Origin of the sequence: Pseudoduganella umbonata (assembly GCF_014192225.1) — a bacterium.
GTDB lineage: Bacteria > Pseudomonadota > Gammaproteobacteria > Burkholderiales > Burkholderiaceae_D > Rugamonas > Rugamonas umbonata.
On record NZ_JACHXS010000004.1, the window covers coordinates 156,929 to 179,071 of the forward strand.

Here is a 22,143-nt window from a genome sequence, read left to right on the forward strand (position 1 = left end):
ACCGGGTTTTCTCGATTGCCTGGGACGCCGGACAGACCGCAGTAGCTCTCGCTAGTTCTTCGTTCTGTTCTTCGTTCTCATGTTCTGCTTTCCACTCCTGACGGTCTAGAATGGAAGCCGTCGCCAAGTATAGCATTGATAAAATGCCCTGGGCTCAATATCCACCCTGCAATAGAAAGACGAGAACATGCATACGAATAAGCTCCACTACGCAACGATGATCGCCGGCCTGCTGCTGTCCGGCGCCGTGTTTGCCGCCAACCCGCAGGTGGCGCTGAAAACCACCGCTGGCGAGATCGTGCTGGAGCTGAACCAGGAAAAGGCACCGAAGTCCACGGCGAATTTCCTTGCCTACGTCAAGAGCGGCTTCTACAAGGACACGATCTTCCACCGCGTGATCGACGGCTTCATGATCCAGGGCGGCGGCTACACGAAAGACCTGAAGGGCAAGCCGACGCGCCCGCCGATTCCCAGCGAATCGAAGAATGGCCTGAACAACGTGATGTATTCGGTGGCGATGGCGCGCATGGACAACCCGAACTCGGCCACCTCGCAGTTCTTCATCAACGTGGCCGACAACATGGCGCTCGACTACCCGAACTTCGATGGCGTCGGCTATACGGTGTTCGGCCGCGTGATTTCCGGCTACGAGGTGGTGGACAAGATCAAGGGCGTGCTGGTGGACGACAAGAGCTTCACGTTCCAGAACGTGCCTGTCACGCCGATCGTCGTCACGTCGGCCACCGTGCTGAAGAAGCCGATCGTGCCGAAGCAGCCGCCGGGGCAGGCACAGGCCGCGCCGGCGCCGGAATCGGCTGCGGAACAGCCGGCCGATGCGGCTCCCGTGGCGCAGCCGGACGCACCGGCCGAAGCACCGGCGGCCCCGGCACAGTAAAATAGCGTTTTGCCATCGGCTGCGGTAATATCGCGGCCCTCTTCTGAACACAGTTCCACATTCAACGGGATAGACCATGACCACCATTACCATCACCACGAACAAGGGCAAGATCGTTGCCGAGCTGGATGCCGAAAAAGCGCCGAAGACCGTCGAGAACTTCCTGAACTACGCGAAGGCCGGCCACTACGACAACACGATCTTCCACCGCGTGATCGATGGCTTCATGATCCAGGGCGGCGGTTTCGAGCCGGGCATGAAGCAGAAGCCGGCCGACCAGACCGTGGAAAACGAAGCCAAGAACGGCCTGAAGAACGAGCCGTACACGCTGGCAATGGCCCGTACCTCGGCGCCGCACTCCGCGTCGGCGCAATTCTTCATCAATGTGAAGAACAACAGCTTCCTCGACTACCCGGGCCAGGATGGCTGGGGCTACGCCGTGTTCGGCGTGGTTACCGAAGGCAAGGAAGTCGTCGATGAAATCCGCAAGGTGAAAACCACGCGCAGCGGCATGTTCGCCGACGTGCCGGTGGAAGACGTGATCATCGAAAAAGTCGAAGCCGCTTAAGGTTCTTCGGACGCGATCCCGCCTTGATGCTTTTCATTTCCGACCTGCACCTGCAGGTCGACCGGCCCGCGCTGACCGAAGCCTTCCTGCGCTTCGTCGACGAGCGGGCCGGATCCGCCCGGCAGCTGTACCTGCTGGGCGACCTGTTCGAATACTGGGCCGGTGACGACGACCTGGACGATGCGTTCCACACCCGGATTGCCGCCGCATTGCGCGCGCTGGCCGATACCGGTGTCGACATCTTCTGGATCGCCGGCAATCGCGATTTCCTGGTCGGCGAACGCTTCGCCGCCGCCGCGGGCCTGACCCTGCTGCCCGAAACCTGGGTCATCGAAGACCATGGCCGCCGCATCGTGCTCGTGCACGGCGACGCGCAATGCACCGACGACGTCAAGTACATGGCTTTCCGCGCCCAGGTGCGCCAGCCGGGCTGGCAGCAGCAGTTCCTGGCGATGCCGCTGGCGCAGCGCAAGGCGATCATCGCCGGCCTGCGCGACAACAGCCGCAAGGACCAGGGCGAAAAATCCTACGAGATCATGGACGTGACGCCGCAGGCGATCGACGACGTCTTCGCGCAAACCGGCGCGCAGGTGATGATCCACGGCCATACGCACCGCCCTGCCCTGCATGGCAGCGGCAACCGGCTGCGCTACGTGCTGCCGGACTGGGAGCCGGAAGCGTCGTCGCCCCGCGGCGGCTGGATCGCGATCGGCGACGACGGCGCGATCACGCGGCACGCACTGGACGGCAGCGTCCTCGCATGAAGACCGGACGCCCGTCACACTGGGCATGGCCAGCCAGCCTGATTCCAGGAATCATTCCAAAATAACCGGTGTCTGTCACCGGTTTTCGAGAAAAATTCCCAAATAACCGGTGTCTGTCACCGGTTTTCTGGAAACATTTCAAAATAACTGGTGTCTGTCACCGGTTTTCGGTTACAGGCTTTCGTCGCCCCATACCTGCTTTTCGGTCCAGCCCAGTTCGGCGAAATCCTGCGCGCGCAGGTCGGCCTCTCCCGAAGAATAGAATTCATCGAGCTGCGGCGGTGCTACCGGGGTGCCGGCCAGCATCGCATGCACCTGTCCGCGGTGGTGGACCTGGTGCTGGAACAGGTGCGCCAGCAGCCGCTGGCGGGTATCGCGCTGCAGCTCATCGCCGCGATCGATGGTGACGACGGCGTCCAGCTTGTCGTCGCTCAGTTCGGCGCAATAGGCGATCAGCGCATCGTTGCTTTCGCGTTGTGCCTGCCATAGCGCCGCGCACGTGGCGTACGGCTCCTCGGGTTCGAAAAACTGCTGGTAATCCGGGTGCGGCGGCTCGCCGCGCCAGTCCCGCCACAGCGCGTCGAGGTAGAAGCGCTGCGTGGTGAGATTATGGTTCAGCGTGTACCGGATGCTGGGAAAGAAGCTGGTGCGGGTCGCATCGTCGAACTCTGCCTGCGACAGGGCGCTGCATGCGCGCAGCAGCCGGTGATCGGCCCATGCATTGTTGTAGGCCTGGCCCAGCAGGTAGCGCGACAGTGGTTGGGGCGGCATGTGACATCCTTGTCGAAAGATAGCGAGGTGACTTGAAAATTGCCAGCCGTGAAATATGCTGGAAGTTGGCAGTCTAAACGAACGGGCACGGTCCCGAGGAGCCATCATGCTGAATGGAGAGACTTTGCGGCGGGTATTTCCCGACTGCAGCGAGGCGGACGACTGGGCTACCGCGCTCGACGCCGCATTGAGCCGCTTTCACATCACCACGCGCGACCGGGTTTGCGCCTTCGTCGCACAAACCAGCCATGAATCCGGCCACTTCAACCGGCTCGAGGAATCGCTGTTCTACCGCACCCCGGCCCGGCTGATGGCCGTCTGGCCGAAGCGTTTTCCGGACGCGGCCAGCGCCACCCCGTTCGTGCAGAATCCGGAACGGCTGGCGAACTTCGTCTATGCGCGCCGGATGGGGAATGGCGACGAAACCAGCGGCGACGGTTTCCGCTTCCGCGGCCGCGGCCTGATCCAGCTGACCGGCCGCAGCAATTACAAGCAGGCCGGCGAAGCGCTCGGCATCGACCTGGTGGCCGCGCCGGAGCGGCTGATATCGAAGGAAGTCGCGGCGCTGTCGGCCGCCTGGTTCTGGGACAGCCGCGGCCTCAACGCGCTGGCCGACCACGACAAGCCGGACGGCGACGTGGAGGATTTCGTCGAAATCACGCGCCGCATCAACGGCGGCACGGTGGGGCTGAAGGAAAGGCTGGCAGTGTACAAACTGCTGCGCAGCAGCCTCGCCTGACGGTTGCCGGCTGCCTTTATTGCTTTCACCCGCTAATGCTGCGGCGGCACTTCGGCAAACGCCGCCTCGAGGCGGCGCACCAGCGGCAGGTTCATCGCATGCGTATGCCGGTTCCACCGGTCCATGGTCGACCGCAATTCGTTTTGCAAACGGTGCGCCAGCTGGAATTCGCGGGCGCCCGCGGCCCAGATGGCGAATTCGGCCTTTGTCTCGAAACTGCCGTGGCGTTTCACGGCGGCCTCGAACTCGGCACGTGCCTCGGCGGCGCGACCCACGCCGGCAAGCGCCTGCGCCAGCAGCAGGCTCGCCTGCTCCGCACGGAAGTCCGGATCGGTCTGCCGCAACCGCTCGATGTAGCCGATCGCCCCGGCATGCCGGCCGCACGCAATGCTGGCCCGCGCAGCGCCCAGGCGGATCTCGGGATCGTTGGCGAATACGCCTTGCAGGCATGCGCCAAATGTCGCGGCAGCGGCCTCGGCATCGCCAGCCACCAGCTGGGCGTTTGCCAAGCGTACCTGGTTATGGGCGCTGGGGGCGAAGTCGAAGGCGGCCTGTGCGTCGCGCAGTGCCCGCACCGGATCGACGGTTTTGGCAGCGCCCTCGGCGGCAGCCTTGCGGTCGTGCCGCTCGCGCCGCCAGCTCGGCAGGTAGATGCCGACGTAGTACAGCAAGGCGCCCAGCAGCGGGATGACGAACAGGATCAGCAACCACGGGATCTGCTGCCGGCTGCGGATCGCATGGACGGAGAAAAAGATGGCGATCAGCACGTGCAACCAGATTACAAAGGCCGTCATCACGCTCTCCACGGTTCAACGAGCGTTCATTGTAGGGATTTCGATTCTCCCGTACAACTTATGATCTGCAAGACAATTCCTATCTGATCGACAGCCTGCCCGCCCCATCATTTGCTGGGCTCGAGCCGCACGGTAAGGCCGTCGCGCGTCGTGTGGATCGTTGTCGGCACATATTGCACGCCGAGATAACGCAGCTCGTCCGGACGGAAGTAATACACGGGCACGTCGCGCACGACGCGTTCGACGACGACGTTGGCCGCGGCCGTCAACTGCCCCATCGTGCGGGAATCGGCGTCGCCGACGGAGAAGCGCTCGATGTGCGCATCGCTGAGCACTACCGCGTTGCGGACGTTGTCGACCAGCAGCCGGCCGGACAGGGCCACGCTGCCCTGCAACGCCGGCCGCATCAGCGGCGACGAAACGGACACATCGGCGGACAGCGCCAGCCGGTCGTTATCGCGCAGGATCGCCAGCTGCGGCCGGGACAGTTGCAGCTCGAAGACGCCAAGGGCGCGCTGCTGCAATGGGAAACGCTCGTCCAGGCCGCGCTGCAGGCGCTCCAGCGGCACCTCGACTTCGCGCGGGCCCGTCAGGCCGGCGCAACCAGCCAGCAACGCCGCCGCGGCCAGCGGCACGAGCAGCAAGCCGCGGCGCGGCATGGACATCGTCTGCATATCACCCTCATCTCAAAGTCTGCGGATGATAGCCGATCGGCCCGCCATGTGTGTCAAAAAATGTAACAGTGTTCTCGTGTGCGGAAGCGAACGGTCGCGCACCATCCCGCCGCGTAACGTTGCGCCATGCAATCATCTTCCGCCGACATTTCCGCTGACGCTTCTGCCGACATTCCGGCCCGCATCGGCACGGCCGGCTGGAGCCTGCCGCGCGAGACCTGGAATGCCTTCCCCACCGAGGGCAGCCAGCTGGAACGCTACGCCACCGTGTTCAACGCGGTCGAGATCAACACCAGCTTCTACCGGCCGCACCAGCCCAAAACCTACGAACGCTGGGCAGCATCCACGCCGTCGCAGTTCCGCTTCGCCGTGAAACTGCCGCGCACCATCACGCACGAGGCGAAACTGCACGGGATCGATGCATTGCTCGCGCGGTTCGCGGGGGAAGCGGGCGCGCTCTGCGACAAGCTGGGCGCCGTGCTGGTGCAACTGCCGCCCAGCCTGGCGCTGGACGCACCGGCGGCAGGCGCGCTGTTCGATGCGCTGCACGCACGGTTCCACTGCATGATCGCCTGCGAAGCACGCCATGCCAGCTGGTTCACCCCCGCCGCCACGGACCTGCTGCGACAGGCCGGTGTGACGCGCGTGCTGGCCGATCCCGTGGTCGCCTACTCGGGTCCGTTCGAGGCGACGGCAGCGCCAGCCTATGTGCGGCTGCATGGCAATCCGCGCATCTATTACTCGCGCTATACGCCCGAGCGGATGGACGAGGTGCGCGCCTGGCTGGCGCGGCACCCCGCCTCGTGGTGCATCCTCGACAATACAGCGAGCGGTGCCGCCACCGCGAATGCGCTGGAATTGCTGGGTCTGCCCGATCAGGCAGCCATGCCGGGCCGATCGGAACGGTAACGGTCGAACCGGTCGGGCGTGACCAGCTCGCCGAAGTGCACGACCCGGGTGGCGATGTCGTGGTAGGCACCGATCAGTCCCATCTCGCCCCGCTCGATGCAACCGCGCAGGTACTCGCTGCCGTTGATGATCTCGGACAGCGAATTCTCGATGTTCTGGCGCGTGACCCGTTCCAGCAACTCCTTGCCGGCCGGCACCGGCCCGCCGTGGGTAGCGCACTGGCATTGCCAGATCGACGTCTGGATCTTGCCCGTGATCGTGCCGATGCTGTGCGCGTGCTCGTTCTTCAGCGCCAGGCCGATCGCGCCGCAGCTGGAGTGGCCTTTCACGACGATCAGCTTGGCGCCCAGCTTGTGGGCGATTTCCAGGCTGCCGATGATCTCGTCGCTGATCACGTTGCCGGCGATACGAATCGTCAGCAGGTCGCCCAGCCCGGCATCGAAGATGATTTCCGGCGACGTGCGCGAGTCGATGCAATTGACCACCACGGCCATCGGGTGCTGCCCGCCGGCGGTGGCATCGACCTGGTGCAGGTAATACTTCTTGATCCAGCGGCCGGCCTGGAAGCGTTCGTTGCCGTCCTTGAGCAGTTGCAGCACTTCCGCGGGCTGCAGCCGGGTCTGGGTTTCCTTGTCCAGCGCCGGCACGAACTGGATCGGGTCGGCCAGGCTGTACTCGTCGCGCAGGCCGATCACGTTCAGTTGCACGTCGCGCTCGGCAGCCGCCACGCGGTAGTCCTCGATCGTTTCCAGCACGTCGCTGTCGATGTAGTCGGCATTGGTGGCGTCGATCAGCACTTTCGAGCCGGCCGGCACCTCCCACAGCGCGGTCTTGATCGTGGCCTTGTTCAGGAACGATACCTGGTTCGGCAGTTCCATCTTGATCACTTCGCCGATGTGCAGCCGGTACTGCTCGATCGCGAACGGGTTGCGGAAGTTGCTGCGCAACAGGTAGAACAGGCTGGCGGCCAGGCCGATCAGCACGCCCATCAGCAGGTCCGTCAGCACGATGGCCAGCACGGTGATTGCGAACGGCACGAACTGCGAGGCGCCCCGCCCGTACATGTCGCGGAACAGCGCGAGCTTGGCCAGCTTGTAACCGGTGACGATCAGGATCGCGGCGAGCGCCGCCAGCGGAATGTGGTTCAGGACCGGGCTCAGCACCAGCACGGCGGCCAGCAGCAGCAGGCCATGGAACACCGCCGACACCTTGGTAGCGTTACCGGTCTGGATATTGACCGAGCTGCGCACGATGACGGAGGTGACCGGCAAGCCGCCCAGCAGGCCGGCGCAGATATTGCCGACGCCCTGCGCCACCAGTTCGCGGTTCGGCGGCGATTCGCGCTTGTGCGGGTCCAGCTTGTCCACCGCTTCCAGGTTCAGCAGCGTCTCGAGCGAGGCCACGATGGCGATCGTGGCGCCGACGAACCACACGTCCGGGTTGGCGAAATGGCGCAATTCCGGAAAATTCAGGTAGGCACCGAGGTTGCCCACGTCCACCGGCGGGATCTCCACCAGGTGCGACTGCGACAGGCTGAGCCCGGGCACGTATCGGCTGAACAGCAGGTGCAGCGCAACGCCCATCACCACGACGAACAGCGGCGCCGGCAGCAGCTTGACGTTCCGGAACGGCGTGCGGTCCCAGAACACCAGGACAAGCATCGATAGCGCGGCGATGACCACCGCGCCCGGCGTGATGCTGCCCAGTGCGCTTGCCAGGGCGGAGAATGTGGTTTCGCCGTTGGCCTGGAGGAACGAATACTCGTCGGCGTTGTTCGCGTCGTAACCGAGCGCATGCGGGATCTGCTTCAGGATCAGCAGGATGCCGATCGCCGCCAGCAGGCCCTTGATGACGTTGGACGGTACGTAGTTGGCGATGAACCCGGCGCGGAAAATGCCCATTGCCAGTTGCAGCACGCCGGCGATGACGACCGAGGCGAGCAGGATTTCAAATGCGCCCAGTTTCGTGATGGACGCCAGCACGACGGCGGCAAGACCTGCGGCCGGGCCGCTGACGCTGGTATGCGACCCGCTGATCAGGCCGACGATAATGCCTCCGATGATGCCCGAGATAATACCGGAGAATAAAGGCGCACCGGAGGCCAGGGCAATGCCGAGGCATAACGGCAGGGCGACGAGAAATACGACGATCCCTGCGGGGATATCTTGCTTGAGGTGATGGATATTCATGTCGATACGCGTTCGAATCGATTATCAGTCGTACGCGCCAGCCCCTCATCCCACGAATCTGTAATTAGATACGCCGATTAACGAATAATCGTGGGCGGCAGCTCTCCCGACTGACGGAGTCACTGCACCGGCAATGAATAGCGAAGCAGCCGCATTTCCCTGTCAATAATCGGGAAATGTCAACGATGCTCCATCTGTCGAAACAATATAGCACGCGTTTTTTGCGATGCGCAATCGGCTATTTTCGGGAATCCGTATAACTACGTATTTCCGCAAAGTTATATTTTTTTGTCAGGATATTTTCATTATTAACTTTGAAATATCGATGCGAGGATATATGCGGCCTGCCGAGGATAATGCGAATGCCAAATAACCGTCATTTCCGCAGGATATATCTTTATTTTAGGTTGAATAAAGATGTTTCGCAGTCGCCGTCGACCCGCCAGGACTGGGCGGGCATGGCCTCGGTAGCGGCCAGGTCAGGCCGCTTGCCGGATTTTTTGCAATCGAGGGTTGCGTGCCGCCGCTCTGGTGTTATAGTTCACTACAACACCAGTCCACGCAACAGCAGCCCAAGACAACGGAGGAACCATGTATGTGGAATGACAACGCGCCGATCTACCGCCAGCTGAAGGAGCGGGTGATCGGCATGATGCTCGACGGGCTGCTCAAGCCCGGCGATGCCCTGCCCTCGGTACGGCAGGTGGCGGCCGACTATCAACTGAACCCGATCACCGTGTCGCGGGCGTACCAGGAGCTGGTCGATGAAACCTTGGTGGAAAAACGAAGGGGGTTGGGTATGTATGTAACCGAAGGGGCGGTGCAGAAGCTTCTGGCATCCGAACGCGAGCGCTTCCTGCGCGAAGAATGGCCGGCGATGATGGAACGGATTCGCCGTCTCGGCCTGGACGTGGCCCAGTTGCTGAGCGTGGAGCAGCAAGGCAGGCCGGGGAGCGCCTCATGAGTGCCGTCATCGCTGCCCGCAACCTGGTCAAGCGCTACGGCAAGCGCACGGCACTCGATGGCGTCAGCTTCGACGTGCAGCCGGGCCGCATCGTCGGCCTGATCGGCCCGAACGGTTCCGGCAAGACCACCACGCTGAAGGCGGCCCTGGGCCTGTGCCAGTTCGACGGCGAGCTGTCCGTGCTGGGACTGGATCCGCGCACGCACCGTGACGAGCTGATGAACGACGTCTGCTTCATCGCCGACGTGGCGATCCTGCCCCGCTGGCTGAAGGTGAAGGACGCGATCGATTTCGTGGCCGGCGTGCACCCGCGCTTCGACCGCGCCAAGGCCGAGCGCTACATCGCCGGCACGAAGCTGGCACCCGACATGCGCGTAAAAGCCATGTCGAAAGGCATGATCGTGCAGCTGCACCTGGCCCTGGTGATGGCGATCGACGCGAAGCTGCTGGTGCTCGACGAGCCCACGCTGGGCCTGGACATCCTGTACCGCAAGGACTTCTACCAGAACCTGCTGGAAGATTATTTCGACGAGCACAAGACGATCGTCATCACCACCCACCAGATCGAGGAAGTGGAACACATCCTGTCGGACGTGCTGTTCATCCGCGATGGCCGGATCGCGCTGGCCGCCTCGATGGAAGAGATCGGCGAGCGCTACACGGAAGTGATGGTGCACCCGCAACACACCGCCGCGGCCGCGGCGCTGCAGCCGCTGACGCAGCGCACCGTGTTCGGCCGGAGCGTGATGCTGTTCGATGGCGTGCCGAAGCAGCAGCTCGAACACCTTGGCGAACTGCGCACGCCCAGCGTGGCGGACCTGTTCGTCGCCAGCATGAAAGGGAACCAGGAATGAACACGATGCCGAACACAATGCCCGATGCGATCCCGGATGCCGCGCCACAGCACTTTCCCGCTACCCTGCGCCGGACAATGCCCTGGCTGATCCGCCGCGAGTTCTGGGAACACCAGGGCATGCTGGTGTGGGTGCCGCTGGTCCTGTCGGTCCTGATGATCGTGATCGTGCTGGTCGTGGCCATCAGCGGCCACAACGCCACCATCGAGGTCGATGGCGTGACGACGTCCGTCGCGGGTGCCACCATCGAGCTGGGCGAACGCCAGCAGCAGCGGCTGGCCGAAGGCATCGCCGCCGCCGCCCCCATCAGCGCCATGCCGATCTACCTGTCGCTGGCGTTCATGGTGTTCTTCTATTGCCTGGGCGCGCTGTTCGACGAGCGGCGCGACCGCAGCATCCTGTTCTGGAAATCGCTGCCGGTATCGGATGCGGCCACCGTGCTGTCGAAGGCGGCGCTGGCACTGATCGGCATTCCATTGCTGATCATCGTGGTGGAACTGGTCACGTCGCTGATCCTTGTCGCGATCGGCATGACCGCCCTCGCGCTGAAGGGCATCAACGTGTTCCCGCTGGTGCTGTCGCACCCGCAGTTCTGGCTCGGCCCCCTGAAGGTGTTTTCGCTGCTGCCGGTGTATGCGCTGTGGGCGCTGCCGACCGTTGGCTGGCTGCTGCTGGTTTCCGCCTGGGCGCGCTCGAAGGTGTTCCTGTGGGCTGTCGGCGCGCCCATTGCGGCGATGATCCTTGTCGTCTGGATGGAGAAAGGCCTGCGGGTGGCGGTCGACACCCAGTGGCTGATCGAGAAATTCATTTCCCGGCTGCTGATCGGCGTAATGCCGGGTACCTGGCTGATGGCAAGCGGCGCCGCCGAGCATGCACGCGACATGGACGTGGTGGCGAACCGCCAGGGCCCCGTTGCCGCCTTCGACATGATCTACCAGTCGTCCTGGGCCGCCGTGGCCACGCCGGAGATGATCGGTGGCGCGCTGGCAGGCGCCGCGATGATCGCCGGCGCGATCTGGCTGCGCCGCCGCCGCGAGGAGGGCTGACGGCAACATTGGCGATGACCGCAAGGTTGTTGCCATCTGCTCAGCTGTAAGCCGTGTCTTACAGCGCTACCAGCCCCGCACCGATGCCGTGCGGGGCTGCGGGTTGGGATAATGGCAACCATTCCGCCAGCGCCAGACCTCCCGGTCTCGCGTTGGCTGTTGCTTTAAAGGATGGTTCACCATGAAAATAATAGACCAGCGCTATCTCGACGGCGCCAACCGCTACTGCACCGAGCCTTGCCTGCTGAGCATTCTCGATCTCGGCCACCCTGCCCCGTATTCGGCCAGCGACATGCAACAACTGCGTGCGCGCCTGAAGATGGCGCTGCCGGGCCTGCGCCAGGGGCGCAGCCTGATCGGCGTGGTTGGCGACGACGTGGACGCGCCCGGGCGCGGGCTGCAACTGGCGCGCCTGATCCAGAGCGTGGCGATCGAACTGCACCGCCTGACCGGCGACGAGGTGATGATGGGTTTTGTCGGCCGTGTGCCGAAGATGCCGGGGCGCTACCGGCTGATCCTGCCGTTCCGCTGCGGCACCGTGGCCAATGCGGCGCTGAAGCTGGCGACCGGGCTGGTCGGCGCGCTGCTCGCCGGCCGCGACTATCCGCTGGCCGAGGGGCTGGCCGAACTGCGCGGCATCGCCGCCGCCGGGGCACCGTCGCAGCCGTCGATCCGCATCGCGGCCTGAACTGCTGCCTGCACCGCACAAGCCTCCGTCGCCCGGCGACATCATGGCGGAATGTTGCTCGAAAAATGGGGTACGTCCGCTTCGGCGGACCGCCTATTTTCCGAGCAACAAAAACGCTACTCGAATTGCCGCTTGAATTGCTCGAACTGCTCGGCCAGCGCCGAGTAGTCGGCGCGCAGCTGCTGGACTTCCAGCTCCAGCTGCGCCACCCGATCGGCGCGCGATGCGCCGCCGGGCGCCACCGCCGCCGTCCCGTAGCCCGCCTCTTCCCTTGCCAGCTGGATTTCTCCACCCAGCAATTGCCCATAGCGAGGCTCCTTGGTGCCCGGCGCCAGCGCCAGCTTGGCCACAACCGGCGGGTACTTGTCGATCAGGAATTGCAGTGCCTGCTCGACATCGGCCACCGTCTTGAATTCATGCAGCCGGCCGGTGCGCGTGCGGATCTCGCCGGCCGTCTGGTGTCCGCGCAGCATCAGCACGGTCAGCACCGCCAGCTTGTCCTGCTCGAGCGACCACTTGATACGCATGCGGTGCTCGTATTTCGTGACGCGGGCGCCGGCCGCGGCCACCGCGTTGACGAGGCGGCGCTCGGTCAGCCGGGCCAGCACGTCGGCCACCGTGTCTTCCGAGATCTGCATCACGGGATCGCGGCTGGTCGTCTGGTTGCAGCCGTTGGTCAGCGCGTTCAGCGACATAGGATAGTTATCCGGTGTCAGCGCCTCCTTTTCGGCCAGCACGGCCAGCACGCGGATCTCGAACGGATCCAGCGTATCGGACGGGGCTTTTACTGCGGAGCTATCCGCTGCCGGGGCATTTCCTGCATCTGTCATTTCTGTTCCTCAATCGACCAGCTTGTTCAGTTGGGCGGGGTCGGACTTGCCGACGGCCTCGATGTCCCCGCATTGCAAACCACTCTCCTTCAGCAGCGCGACGATGCGCTCGATCTGGCGCTCCTGCGCGGCCGCATGGTTGATCAGGCCATGCAGCGCTTTCGACATCGGATCGTCGCCGTTCGGCGTGACGCCGTAGGCGGCGAACAGGTGCTGCGCAGGGTGTCGGGTTCCCTGTTCATGCTTCTGCACGATATTGGCGGGATTGCCGACTGCCGTCGCACCCGGTGGTACCGGCTTCAGCAGCACGGCATTCGAGCCCACCTTCGCGTACTCGCCCACCGTGAAGCCGCCCAGCACCTGGGCGCCGGCACCGACGATCACGCCGCGTTCCAGCGTGGGATGGCGCTTCTTGCCCGGCGTGAGCGACGTGCCACCCAGCGTGACGCCCTGGTAGATCGTGCAGTCGTCGCCGATTTCCGCCGTCTCGCCGACCACCACGCCGAAGCCGTGGTCGATGAAGACACGCCGGCCGATCCGCGCGCCGGGATGGATTTCGATACCCGTGACGATGCGCGCCAGCGCGCTGATGAAGCGGCCGGGCCATTTCAGGCCGTGGGTCCAGCACCAGTGCGCCAGGCGGTGCGCGATGATGGCATGCAGGCCGGGATAGCACGTCAGCACCTCCCAGGCGTTGCGGGCCGCGGGATCGCGTTCGATGATGCTGCGGATGTCTTGGCGCAGGTGGCGGAACATGGGGGAAACAGGTAGGACGGTCGAACCACGATGGTAGCGCATCGGCAAGCGGCTTGCAGTCCGCTCGCCGGGAGGCCGAACTCCCGCGCAGCTGCCAGCCGGGCTGCTGCCGGCTGGCGGGCGGCCGGTCAGCCTTCCCTGGCGATACGCTGCCGCCGTGCCTCGTACAGGCACACACCGGAAGCGACCGACACGTTCAGGCTCTCGACGGAACCGAACATCGGAATACTCACCAGCACGTCGCAGGTCTCGCGCGTCAGGCGGCGCATGCCCTCGCCTTCCGAGCCCATCACCAGCGCGGTCGGGCCGGTGAAGTCGGCTTCATACAGGCCCTTCTCGCCGTCGTCGGAGGTACCGATCAGCCAGATGTCGCGTTCCTTGAGTTCGCGCATCGTGCGCGCCAGGTTCGTGACCGTGATGTAAGGCACCGTCTCGGCGGCCCCGCTGGCCACCTTGGCGGCGGTGGCGTTCAGGCCCACCGCGCGGTCCTTCGGCACGATCACCGCATGCGCGCCGACACCGTCGGCAACACGCAGGCAGGCGCCCAGGTTGTGCGGGTCGGTGATGCCATCGAGCACCAGCAGCAGCGGCGGGCCATCGATCGCGTCGAGCAGCTCGTCGAGGTTGCGGGCCAGCGCCAGCTGCGAGGCAAAGGCGATCACGCCCTGGTGGCGGCGGGTGCCGACGATCTTGTCGAGGCGGGCGGAATCGACCGGCATCACGCGCACGCCGGCCGCCTTGGCGTTGGCGATCAGGTCTTTCATGCGGCGGTCGTCGCGGCCGGCATCGACGAAGATTTCTTCGACCGACGAGGCTTCGTGGCGCAGGCGCGAGGTGACGGCATGGAAGCCGAAAATCATTTTGTTCTTGGACATGGTACGTAGTTCTGGTGTGGCGAACGGATTCGCCGGGGATGCGCCGCGGCGGTTGCCGCGGCGCGGGGATTTCAAGGTGCCGCCGGATCATTGATCGCGGCGGCCCTGTGCTTTCTTATCGCTTCTTCCGGGTCTTGCCGCCGGACTTGGCGGCCGCTTTTGCCGCCGACCCCGCTGCGGTCTGGGTCTTGCCGCGCTTGGCCGGCGCGGCGCCCCGGCCCTTGGGGGCCGGGTCGAACTGCGGCAGCAGTGTGATCGACGGTGCCGGAGCGGCGGCATCCGCCGTTTCATCCGCGGCACCGCCACGGCGCCTGCCCGCGCCCTTGCGTGGCGCGCTGTCTTCGCCGTTGCGCGCAGTACTGCCCTGCTCCGCGGCCGGCTCGGCCCTGCCGGCACCCTTGCCCGCTGCGCCATTGCGGCCACCCGCGCCGCGCTGGTTGCCGCGGCGCGGCTTGACATCTTCCTCGCCGAAGCCGTCGTCGTGGAACGCGGCGCCCTTGCGCCCGCCGCGCGGCGGTGCCGGCGGCATGCCTTCGGTTTCGCTCGGTGCCAGGCGCAGGTCGATCTTGCGCGATTCCAGGTCCACGCGCACCACCTGCACCATCACGCGGTCGGTCAGCTGGTAGCGCTTGCCGGTGCGTTCGCCGCGCAGTTCGTGGCGTGCATCGTCGTACTGGAAGTAATCGGCGCCCAGGTCGGTCACGTGCACCAGGCCTTCGACGAACAGCTGGTCGAGCTGCACGAAGATGCCGAACGTGGTCACGCCGGTGATGAGGCCGCTGAATTCCTCGCCCAGCTTGTCCTGCATGAAGTAGCACTTCAGCCAGGCCTCGACATCGCGCGACGCCTCGTCGGCGCGGCGTTCGTTGGCCGAGCAGTGCACGCCCAGCGCATCCCACACGGTGAGGTCGCGCGCCGCCTTCGGTTCCTTGCCGGCGGCCTTGTCCTTCACCTGCTGGCGGCGCGTGGCGTTCGATACCGTGGTATTGAGCACGCTGGTGTCGCCGATCTTCGGCTCGTACTTCTTGCCTTGCAGGATGGCCTTGATGGCACGGTGCGTCAGCAAGTCCGGGTAGCGGCGGATCGGGCTGGTGAAGTGCGCGTACGCCTCATAGGCCAGGCCGAAGTGGCCGATGTTTTCCGGACTGTAGACGGCCTGCTGCATCGAGCGCAGCAGCATGGTCTGCAGCAGGTTCGCATCGGGGCGCTCCTTGATCTTCCTCATCAGCTCGGCGTAGTCGCCGGCCACCGGCGTATCGCCGCCGCCCAGCGACAGGCCGACCTGCTTCAGGAACTCGCGCACCTGGGTCAGCTTTTCCTTGGTCGGGGCGGCGTGGATCCGGTACGTGCCGGGGTGCTTGTGACGCAGCAGCAGGTCGGCCGCGCACACGTTGGCGGCCAGCATGCATTCTTCGATCAGCTTGTGCGCATCGTTGCGGGTGCGCGGGATGATCTTCTCGATCTTGCCGGCCGGGTTGCAGACGATATAGGTTTCGGTGGTCTCGAAATCGATCGCGCCACGCTCCAGGCGCGCCTTCAGCAGCGCATGGTAGACGGCATACAGGTTCTGCAGGTGCGGCACCAGGTGCGCGCGCCTGGCCGCTTCGGGGCCCTTCGTGTTCGACAGGATCGCCGCCACTTCGGTGTACGTGAAGCGCGCCGCCGAGTGGATCACGGCCGGGTAGAACTGGTAGGCCTTGATCTCGCCCTGGGCGGTGACGACCGCGTCGCAGACCAGCGTCAGGCGGTCGACGGCCGGGTTCAGCGAGCACAGGCCGTTCGACAGTTTTTCCGGCAGCATCGGGATCACCCGGCGCGGGAAGTACACCGACGTGCTGCGCTCGATCGCATCGGTATCGAGCGCATCGTTCGGCTTCACGTAATGGGAAACGTCGGCGATGGCCACGATCAGGCGGAAGGCGTTGGCGCGCCCCACTTTCACCGGCTCGCAGTACACGGCGTCGTCGAAATCGCGCGCATCCTCGCCATCGATCGTCACCAGCGGCACGTCGCGCAGGTCGACGCGGTCGCCCCAGTCCTTTTCATGCACCACGTCGGGCAGCTTGGCGGCCTGCTTCAGGGCCGCATCGGAAAACACGTGCGGCACGCCGAACTTGCGCACGGCGATCTCGATTTCCATGCCGGGGTCGTCCATGTCGCCCAGCACCTCGACGATGCGACCGACCGGCTGCTTGAAGCGGCCCGGCTGCTCGGTCAGCTCGACGCTGACGATCTGGCCGCTCTTGGCATTGCCAGGCGAGCCGGCCAGCAGGATATCCTGGCCGATACGCTTGTCTTCCGGCGCCACGATCCACACGCCGTTATCCTTCAGCAGTCGCCCGATGATGTGCGTGTTGCCACGCTCGACCACTTCGACGATCGTGCCTTCCGGGCGGCCACGGCGGTCGAAACCGGTGACTTTCGCCAGCACCTTGTCGCCATGCAGCACCTTCTGCATTTCGCGTTCGGTCAGGAACAGGTCGTCGCCCGGCTCATCCGGAATCACGAAACCGAAGCCATCGCGGTGCGCGCTGACGCGGCCCGAAACGAAACCGGAATGGTCGGCCAGTACATAAAAACCGCTGCCATCGGACCGAATCTGGCCGTCACGCTCCATCGCGTTCAGGCGGCGCGTCAGCACATCCTGGGATTCGGATTTCACCCCGAGCGACATGGACAGCGTGCGCAGGTCGAGCGGCGCGTTGGCGCTGCGGAAAATGCCGAGGATTTCCTCGCGGCTGGGAATGGTATGGATCGTCTGGTTCAAAACTGTTCTTTAATCTTATTAGGGTATTGGAATGATCTAGGAAAGGTGGCAGCGTAGTGTACCGGAGGCTGGCCGGTTTGCCTAACATGCGCCAATCGGAACGTGCGCCCGGGAGACTTTCCAGGGGGCTTTGACAATCGAAAAGATTGCTCTATAATTCTGGCTCTTGCAGCGATGCAGATCGCAGCAAGGCGTTGTAAAGGGTTGATGTGCAGTGTGGAATGCAAGTTCATCTGGCGCAAAACTCTCCAAGGCGATATCATAACAGTAGTTGGGAACGCAGTTGCAACACGGTTGGAACACGATTGCAAACGCAGCTGCAAACGCATTCGCGGACAGCATTGCATTTTTGATGCAGTTCTGCATGAATGAGCCCTTCGCTGTAATGCAGTGCCCACGTGGCGGAATTGGTAGACGCGCATGGTTCAGGTCCATGTGCCGCAAGGTGTGGGGGTTCGAGTCCCTCCGTGGGCACCACTCTACCGGATACGATGAAAAGCCGTGAATCGCGAGATTCGCGGCTTTTTCCATTGCGCGCCGTCATTCGCACTCCCCCATCGATTCACACTCCCTCATCGCGCTTACCTTCGTTATCGATGCTTTCTTTGCGCGCCGGGAGAGCCCGCTTATCGTTGCCGCTTGTGCCTGCTGCTTGTGCCTGCTTTATCTCACTGATGCGTTCCACCCTCGCGCCATTTCCGCGTCCGTCCTGCTTTGCCAATGCGCCGATCGCCGGCAGATAACCGGACACTTTCCCCGGCAGTCGGAAATATTTACGCGGAAGCATAAAAATCCTATTGCCGAGTTAGCTTTTGGCCGATATGATGCGTGCCTCGTTGCAGAACATTGCAACGAAGCGCAGTAGCTTGAGACTGTGCCCACGTGGCGGAATTGGTAGACGCGCATGGTTCAGGTCCATGTGCCGCAAGGTGTGGGGGTTCGAGTCCCTCCGTGGGCACCACTCTACCGGATACGATAAAAAGCCGTGAATCGCGAGATTCACGGCTTTTTTCATTGGTATCCCGATCTTCACGCGCAGTACCCTGCCGCGACTGGCACCTTTATAAAATAAATAACTTTTTATTGCTGAGTTCGCCTGGCGTCGATATGATGTTTTTAGTACTGCCGAGCATTGCGGTACATTGCAACGAGGGAGCCGCGGATCGCCAGGTCGCGGCTCTTTTCTTATCGCGTCGGCCTTTTTTACGATCCGGCGTGGCCGCACCGGCTGCGGCAGATTTTCCCGCCTGGCACCCAGGTTTTGCATGCTTTTTGCGTAGATAGTTTTATCCAAAAACACAGGGATCACGTCATGAAAACTCTCGTCTCGATCATTGCGCTGGCCAGCGCCGTGCTTGCCACCGGCTCGGCCGCCGCCGCACCGGCCTTCAACTTCCAGTTCACCGCCGGCACTTCGCTGCAGGCGCAGCAGGGATTCATCGCCGCCGCCTCGCGCTGGTCCAGCCTGCTTACCGACGACGTGACGATCAACCTCACGGTCGGCTTCAACCCGCTGGGCGGCAGCATCCTCGGGCAGGCGCAGTCGGCCACCGAAATGTATTCGTATTCGGCGTTCCGGCAGGGATTGGTCGGCGACATCTCGTCCGGCGCCGATGCCACGGCGACGGCAAGCCTTGCCGCCGGCAACACGTTCGGCATGCTGCTGAACCGCACGTCCAACAGCCCGAACGGTTCGGGCAGCGCCACGCCCTTTCTCGACACCGATGGCGACGACAACAACGCCTACGTGAACATCACCACGGCCGAGGCCAAGGCGATCGGCCTGGCGACGCAGCAGCAGACGCTCAGCGGCTGCATCGGCACCTGTGATGGCTTCATCCAGTTCAACAGCCAGTTTGCGTTCGACTTCAACCCGAACGACGGCGTCAGCGCGAATGCCTACGACTTCGTCGGCGTGGCGGCACACGAGATCGGCCATACGCTGGGCTTCATCAGCGGTGTCGACGTACTGGACTACAACTCCACGCCGCCCCAGGTATTCCCGGACGATGCGTTCACGTACGTCACCGGCCTGGACATGTTCCGCTATTCCGCGCAAAGCGCGGCATCGGGCGTGACCGACTGGACCGCCGACAACCGCGAAAAGTACTTCTCGATCGATGGCGGCGCCACGGAAATCGCCCTGTTCTCTAATGGCGTCGAGCATGGCGACGGGCGCCAGGCCAGCCATTGGAAAGACGACCTCTACATCGGCCTGATGGACCCTACCGGTGGCCGGGGCGAAGCGCTGGCGATTTCGCAGACAGACCTGCTGGCGATGGACGTGATCGGCTGGAACGTGTCGCCGGTCCCCGAACCGTCGACGTACGCGATGCTGGGCGCCGGCCTGCTGCTGCTGGGTGGCCGCGCGCGCAAATCGGCCCGGAAATCGAAAAATATTTCGCAAAAACAAAAATGATGGTTGACGGATCCGGTTGTGCCCTTTAAGATGCGTGCCTTCTGTTGCTGAACACCGCAACGAAGTAAAGAAAACAGGGCCCACGTGGCGGAATTGGTAGACGCGCATGGTTCAGGTCCATGTGCCGCAAGGTGTGGGGGTTCGAGTCCCTCCGTGGGCACCAAGTCCTGTTTTCGATACATGAGAAGTAGCAGCGAGAAGTAACGCTGAGAAGCAACAGTGAGAAGTAACGCTGAGAAGCACCAGTGCCCACGTGGCGGAATTGGTAGACGCGCATGGTTCAGGTCCATGTGCCGCAAGGTGTGGGGGTTCGAGTCCCTCCGTGGGCACCACTCTACCGGATGCCGGGTTTGAAAAAACCCTGAAACGCCGCCGATTCGCGAGAATCGGCGGCGTTTTTCATTGGTCACTATCATCCGCCTACATGGTCTACACTTTGCCCATGTCCAGCATGCCTCCGTCCCCGACGCCAAACAGGATCCTGATCGCCAGCGCCACCGCTTATCCGATGCTGGAGCGTGCGCTGGCGCGCGCCGGTTTCCAGGTGGCCGTCGCCAACCGCGGCGACAGCGCGCTCGCCGCCATGCGTGCCGCGGCGCCAGACGAGCACGTGGCGCTCGTGCTGCTCGATGTCGCCCTGGCTGGCAGCGCCCGGATGGAACTGTGCACACGGCTTGCCGGTACGGTACCGGTACTGGTCATGTCGGCCGCGCCAACGGACGAGGAACAGGAACAGGCGCTGCAGGCCGGCGCCGCAGGCTACCTGCGGCTTCCCGCGGAAACGGACGATTTGGTGGAAAAAATCGCGGTCGAACTGACTGCGCGCCAGGCCTGGCTGCCGGTGGGCGGGCCGCTCGATACCGGCAACCTCGAAGTCAACTACCACGCGCTGCTGGCCGGCTCGCCGGATGCGATCATCCTGTTCGACGCCTCGCTCGGCCTGCCGGTGGACGTCAACCGCAACGCCGAGCGGATGTTCGGGCGCAGCGGCGCGGAACTGATGCACATGCGGCTGGCGGACCTGTGCCCGGCCGCGCAGCCGGACGGCACACCGTCCTCCGATGCGGTCGATGCCCTGGTGGCGCGCGGCCTGTCCGGCGACATCCGCATCTTTCCGCTGACATTCCAGCACAGCAGCGGACGCCAGATCGACGGCGAACTGCGCCTCGTCGTGCTGCAAAAGAACGGCTTGCGCCTGCTGCACATGCGCGTGGCGGACGTGACGGGCCAGCGCATCGCCGAGGCGCTGCGCACGGGACAGAACCGGCTGCTGGAAATGATCGCGCGCGGCGCGCCCCTGCCCGACATCCTGGCCAGCCTGCTGCGCCTGATCGAAGGCCAGGCACCCGGCCTCGTCTGCACCGTGCTGCTGCTGGAGGAAGATGGCGTCACCGTGCGCGGCGGCGCCGCGCCCAGCATGCCGCCGGAATTCCTGCGCGCGTTCGACGGCCTGCAGATCGGCCCGGAAGTCGGCTCCTGCGGCAGCGCGATGTTCCGCCGCGAACCCGTGGTGGTGGCCGACATCCGCCACGATGCGCGCTGGAACGGCTGGCATGCACTGGCCGCGCGGCACGGCTTGCACGCGTGCTGGGCCATGCCGATCATGACCGACCGGCACACGGTGCTGGGGTCGTTCGCGATCTATTACCGCGACGTGCGCCTGCCCCGCGCGGACGACGAGCGGCTGATCGGCGTGGCCGTGCACCTGGCCGGCATCGCCATCGAGCGCACCCGGCGCGAGGCCGAGCTGGCACGGCACCGCAACCACCTGGAAGACCTGGTCGCGGCGCGCACCGCCGAATTGCGCAGCGCCAAGGAACGCGCCGAACTGGCCAGCACCGAACTGGCCGCCGCGCTGGATGACCTGCGCAAGACCCAGGAGGAACTGGTGCGGCGCGACAAGCTTGCCGCGCTGGGCGCCCTCGTGGCAGGCGTTGCCCATGAATTGAATACGCCGATCGGCAATTCGCTGACGATCGCCGGCGCGATGAGCGAACGGCTGGGCAGCCTGCGCGCCGGCCTCGCTAGCGGGCTGCGCCGCTCCGACCTGGAGCAGTACCTGGCCGAGGCCGGCGAGGCCGATGAGGTGGTGGTGCGCAACCTGCGAAGGGCCGCCGCGCTGATCACCAGCTTCCGCCAGGTGGCCGTCGACACGGCCAGCTCGCAGCGCCGCCAGTTCCGGCTGGACGAGTTCATCGCCGAGCTGGTGCTGCCGCTGATGGCCGCCACCGTGGCGCCCCGTCCGCGCGTGGTGCAGGAAATCGCCGCGGGGCTGGCGATGGACAGTTATCCGGGGCCTCTCGGCCAGGCCGTCTCGGCGCTGTTCGAAAACGCCGTAATCCACGGACTGGACGGGCGCGGCGACGGCATCGTCACGCTGTCCGCGCATGCACTCGAAGACGGCATGATTGCGTTGTCGGTGGCCGACAACGGTGCCGGCATCGCCGAGGGCAACCTTTCGCGGGTCTACGATCCGTTCTTCACCACCCGGCCCGGGGCCGGCGGTTCCGGCCTGGGCCTGCATGTCACGCACAATATCGTCACCGGCGTGCTGGGCGGGCGGATCGCCGTGCGCAGCACGCCGGGCGCCGGCACCACGTTCACGATGACGCTGCCCGCCATCGCCCCTGGCTGAATCCGC

Annotated in this window: 19 protein-coding genes, 4 tRNA genes and 1 pseudogene; 15 read left to right on the plus strand and 9 right to left on the minus strand. The window is 64.4% G+C overall.

The window, feature by feature from the left end:
* Positions 1–187: 187 nt before the first annotated feature.
* From FHS02_RS12545 to FHS02_RS12555, 3 genes and pseudogenes are all read left to right on the plus strand, one after another.
* A pseudogene (locus FHS02_RS12545) lies at positions 188–757 on the plus strand (peptidylprolyl isomerase); the annotation flags it as partial.
* 214 nt (positions 758–971) lie between these two features.
* Entirely contained in the window at positions 972–1,463 is a 492-nt protein-coding gene (locus FHS02_RS12550; RefSeq protein ID WP_130185100.1) for a peptidylprolyl isomerase, read from the plus strand.
* A 26-nt stretch (positions 1,464–1,489) separates the two neighbouring features.
* Complete coding sequence (locus tag FHS02_RS12555; protein ID WP_137311937.1) at positions 1,490–2,227, plus strand: UDP-2,3-diacylglucosamine diphosphatase; 738 nt, start codon at positions 1,490–1,492, stop codon at positions 2,225–2,227.
* A gap of 171 nt (positions 2,228–2,398) precedes the next feature.
* Here FHS02_RS12555 and FHS02_RS12560 read toward each other — a convergent pair whose 3' ends face one another.
* Complete coding sequence (locus FHS02_RS12560) at positions 2,399–2,998, minus strand: DinB family protein (RefSeq protein ID WP_137311936.1); 600 nt, start codon at positions 2,996–2,998, stop codon at positions 2,399–2,401.
* A 106-nt stretch (positions 2,999–3,104) separates the two neighbouring features.
* Here FHS02_RS12560 and FHS02_RS12565 point away from each other — a divergent pair, with 106 nt between their 5' ends.
* Positions 3,105–3,737 carry a glycoside hydrolase family 19 protein gene (locus FHS02_RS12565; protein WP_137311935.1) on the plus strand — a complete coding sequence of 211 codons (633 nt, stop codon included), beginning with the start codon at positions 3,105–3,107 and terminating at the stop codon, positions 3,735–3,737.
* Positions 3,738–3,769: 32 nt separating this feature from the next.
* On the opposite strand, the gene FHS02_RS12570 is transcribed toward FHS02_RS12565, so the two are convergent.
* Together FHS02_RS12570 and FHS02_RS12575 are read right to left on the minus strand one after the other, a co-directional pair.
* A complete protein-coding gene (locus tag FHS02_RS12570) occupies positions 3,770–4,531 on the minus strand; it encodes a tetratricopeptide repeat protein (protein ID WP_137311934.1) in 762 nt (253 codons plus the stop codon).
* A 107-nt stretch (positions 4,532–4,638) separates the two neighbouring features.
* Positions 4,639–5,205 carry a DUF1439 domain-containing protein gene (locus FHS02_RS12575; protein WP_229422447.1) on the minus strand — a complete coding sequence of 189 codons (567 nt, stop codon included), beginning with the start codon at positions 5,203–5,205 and terminating at the stop codon, positions 4,639–4,641.
* Between the two features lie 126 nt (positions 5,206–5,331).
* Here FHS02_RS12575 and FHS02_RS12580 point away from each other — a divergent pair, with 126 nt between their 5' ends.
* Positions 5,332–6,114, plus strand: coding sequence for a DUF72 domain-containing protein (locus FHS02_RS12580; protein WP_137311933.1), 783 nt, complete (start codon positions 5,332–5,334; stop codon positions 6,112–6,114).
* Here the strand turns inward: FHS02_RS12580 and FHS02_RS12585 are convergent.
* Positions 6,081–8,303: a bifunctional SulP family inorganic anion transporter/carbonic anhydrase gene (locus FHS02_RS12585; RefSeq protein ID WP_137311932.1), complete on the minus strand. Its 2,223-nt coding sequence runs from the start codon at positions 8,301–8,303 to the stop codon at positions 6,081–6,083. The two genes, FHS02_RS12580 and FHS02_RS12585, sit on opposite strands and share 34 nt — an antisense overlap.
* A gap of 595 nt (positions 8,304–8,898) precedes the next feature.
* Between FHS02_RS12585 and FHS02_RS12590 the strand changes: the two genes are divergently transcribed.
* The 4 genes from FHS02_RS12590 (at position 8,899) to FHS02_RS12605 (ending at position 11,855) form a co-directional block, all read left to right on the plus strand.
* Positions 8,899–9,267: a GntR family transcriptional regulator gene (locus tag FHS02_RS12590; RefSeq protein WP_137311931.1), complete on the plus strand. Its 369-nt coding sequence runs from the start codon at positions 8,899–8,901 to the stop codon at positions 9,265–9,267.
* Entirely contained in the window at positions 9,264–10,121 is an 858-nt protein-coding gene (locus FHS02_RS12595; protein ID WP_137311930.1) for an ABC transporter ATP-binding protein, read from the plus strand. Before FHS02_RS12590 ends, FHS02_RS12595 begins: the two co-directional genes overlap by 4 nt.
* A gap of 5 nt (positions 10,122–10,126) precedes the next feature.
* Positions 10,127–11,167: a hypothetical protein gene (locus tag FHS02_RS12600; RefSeq protein ID WP_137311929.1), complete on the plus strand. Its 1,041-nt coding sequence runs from the start codon at positions 10,127–10,129 to the stop codon at positions 11,165–11,167.
* Positions 11,168–11,348: 181 nt separating this feature from the next.
* Positions 11,349–11,855, plus strand: coding sequence for a cyanophycin synthetase family protein (locus FHS02_RS12605; protein ID WP_137311928.1), 507 nt, complete (start codon positions 11,349–11,351; stop codon positions 11,853–11,855).
* 116 nt (positions 11,856–11,971) lie between these two features.
* Here FHS02_RS12605 and FHS02_RS12610 read toward each other — a convergent pair whose 3' ends face one another.
* The 4 genes from FHS02_RS12610 to rnr form a co-directional block, all read right to left on the minus strand.
* Positions 11,972–12,685, minus strand: a complete 714-nt coding sequence (locus FHS02_RS12610) for a YceH family protein (protein ID WP_137311927.1) — start codon at positions 12,683–12,685, stop codon at positions 11,972–11,974.
* A gap of 9 nt (positions 12,686–12,694) precedes the next feature.
* The gene (gene cysE / locus FHS02_RS12615; RefSeq protein ID WP_137311926.1) at positions 12,695–13,441 is read right to left on the minus strand and encodes a serine O-acetyltransferase; all 747 of its coding nucleotides are present in this window, start codon (positions 13,439–13,441) and stop codon (positions 12,695–12,697) included.
* 128 nt (positions 13,442–13,569) lie between these two features.
* A complete protein-coding gene (gene rlmB / locus FHS02_RS12620) occupies positions 13,570–14,316 on the minus strand; it encodes a 23S rRNA (guanosine(2251)-2'-O)-methyltransferase RlmB (protein ID WP_137311925.1) in 747 nt (248 codons plus the stop codon).
* Between the two features lie 115 nt (positions 14,317–14,431).
* The gene (rnr, locus tag FHS02_RS12625) at positions 14,432–17,083 is read right to left on the minus strand and encodes a ribonuclease R (protein WP_137311924.1); all 2,652 of its coding nucleotides are present in this window, start codon (positions 17,081–17,083) and stop codon (positions 14,432–14,434) included.
* A gap of 392 nt (positions 17,084–17,475) precedes the next feature.
* Between rnr and FHS02_RS12630 the strand changes: the two genes are divergently transcribed.
* Positions 17,476–17,560 (plus strand) — tRNA-Leu (locus FHS02_RS12630).
* 85 nt (positions 17,561–17,645) lie between these two features.
* Here the strand turns inward: FHS02_RS12630 and FHS02_RS12635 are convergent.
* Positions 17,646–17,870 carry a hypothetical protein gene (locus FHS02_RS12635; protein ID WP_137311923.1) on the minus strand — a complete coding sequence of 75 codons (225 nt, stop codon included), beginning with the start codon at positions 17,868–17,870 and terminating at the stop codon, positions 17,646–17,648.
* Between the two features lie 89 nt (positions 17,871–17,959).
* Here FHS02_RS12635 and FHS02_RS12640 point away from each other — a divergent pair.
* The 5 genes from FHS02_RS12640 (at position 17,960) to FHS02_RS12660 (ending at position 22,137) form a co-directional block, all read left to right on the plus strand.
* A tRNA-Leu gene (locus FHS02_RS12640) sits at positions 17,960–18,044 on the plus strand.
* A 351-nt stretch (positions 18,045–18,395) separates the two neighbouring features.
* Positions 18,396–19,502, plus strand: a complete 1,107-nt coding sequence (locus FHS02_RS12645; RefSeq protein ID WP_137311922.1) for an NF038122 family metalloprotease — start codon at positions 18,396–18,398, stop codon at positions 19,500–19,502.
* Between the two features lie 78 nt (positions 19,503–19,580).
* Positions 19,581–19,665 (plus strand) — tRNA-Leu (locus tag FHS02_RS12650).
* An 84-nt stretch (positions 19,666–19,749) separates the two neighbouring features.
* Positions 19,750–19,834 (plus strand) — tRNA-Leu (locus FHS02_RS12655).
* Between the two features lie 119 nt (positions 19,835–19,953).
* Entirely contained in the window at positions 19,954–22,137 is a 2,184-nt protein-coding gene (locus FHS02_RS12660; protein ID WP_229422446.1) for an ATP-binding protein, read from the plus strand.
* The last annotated feature ends 6 nt before the right edge of the window (positions 22,138–22,143 follow it).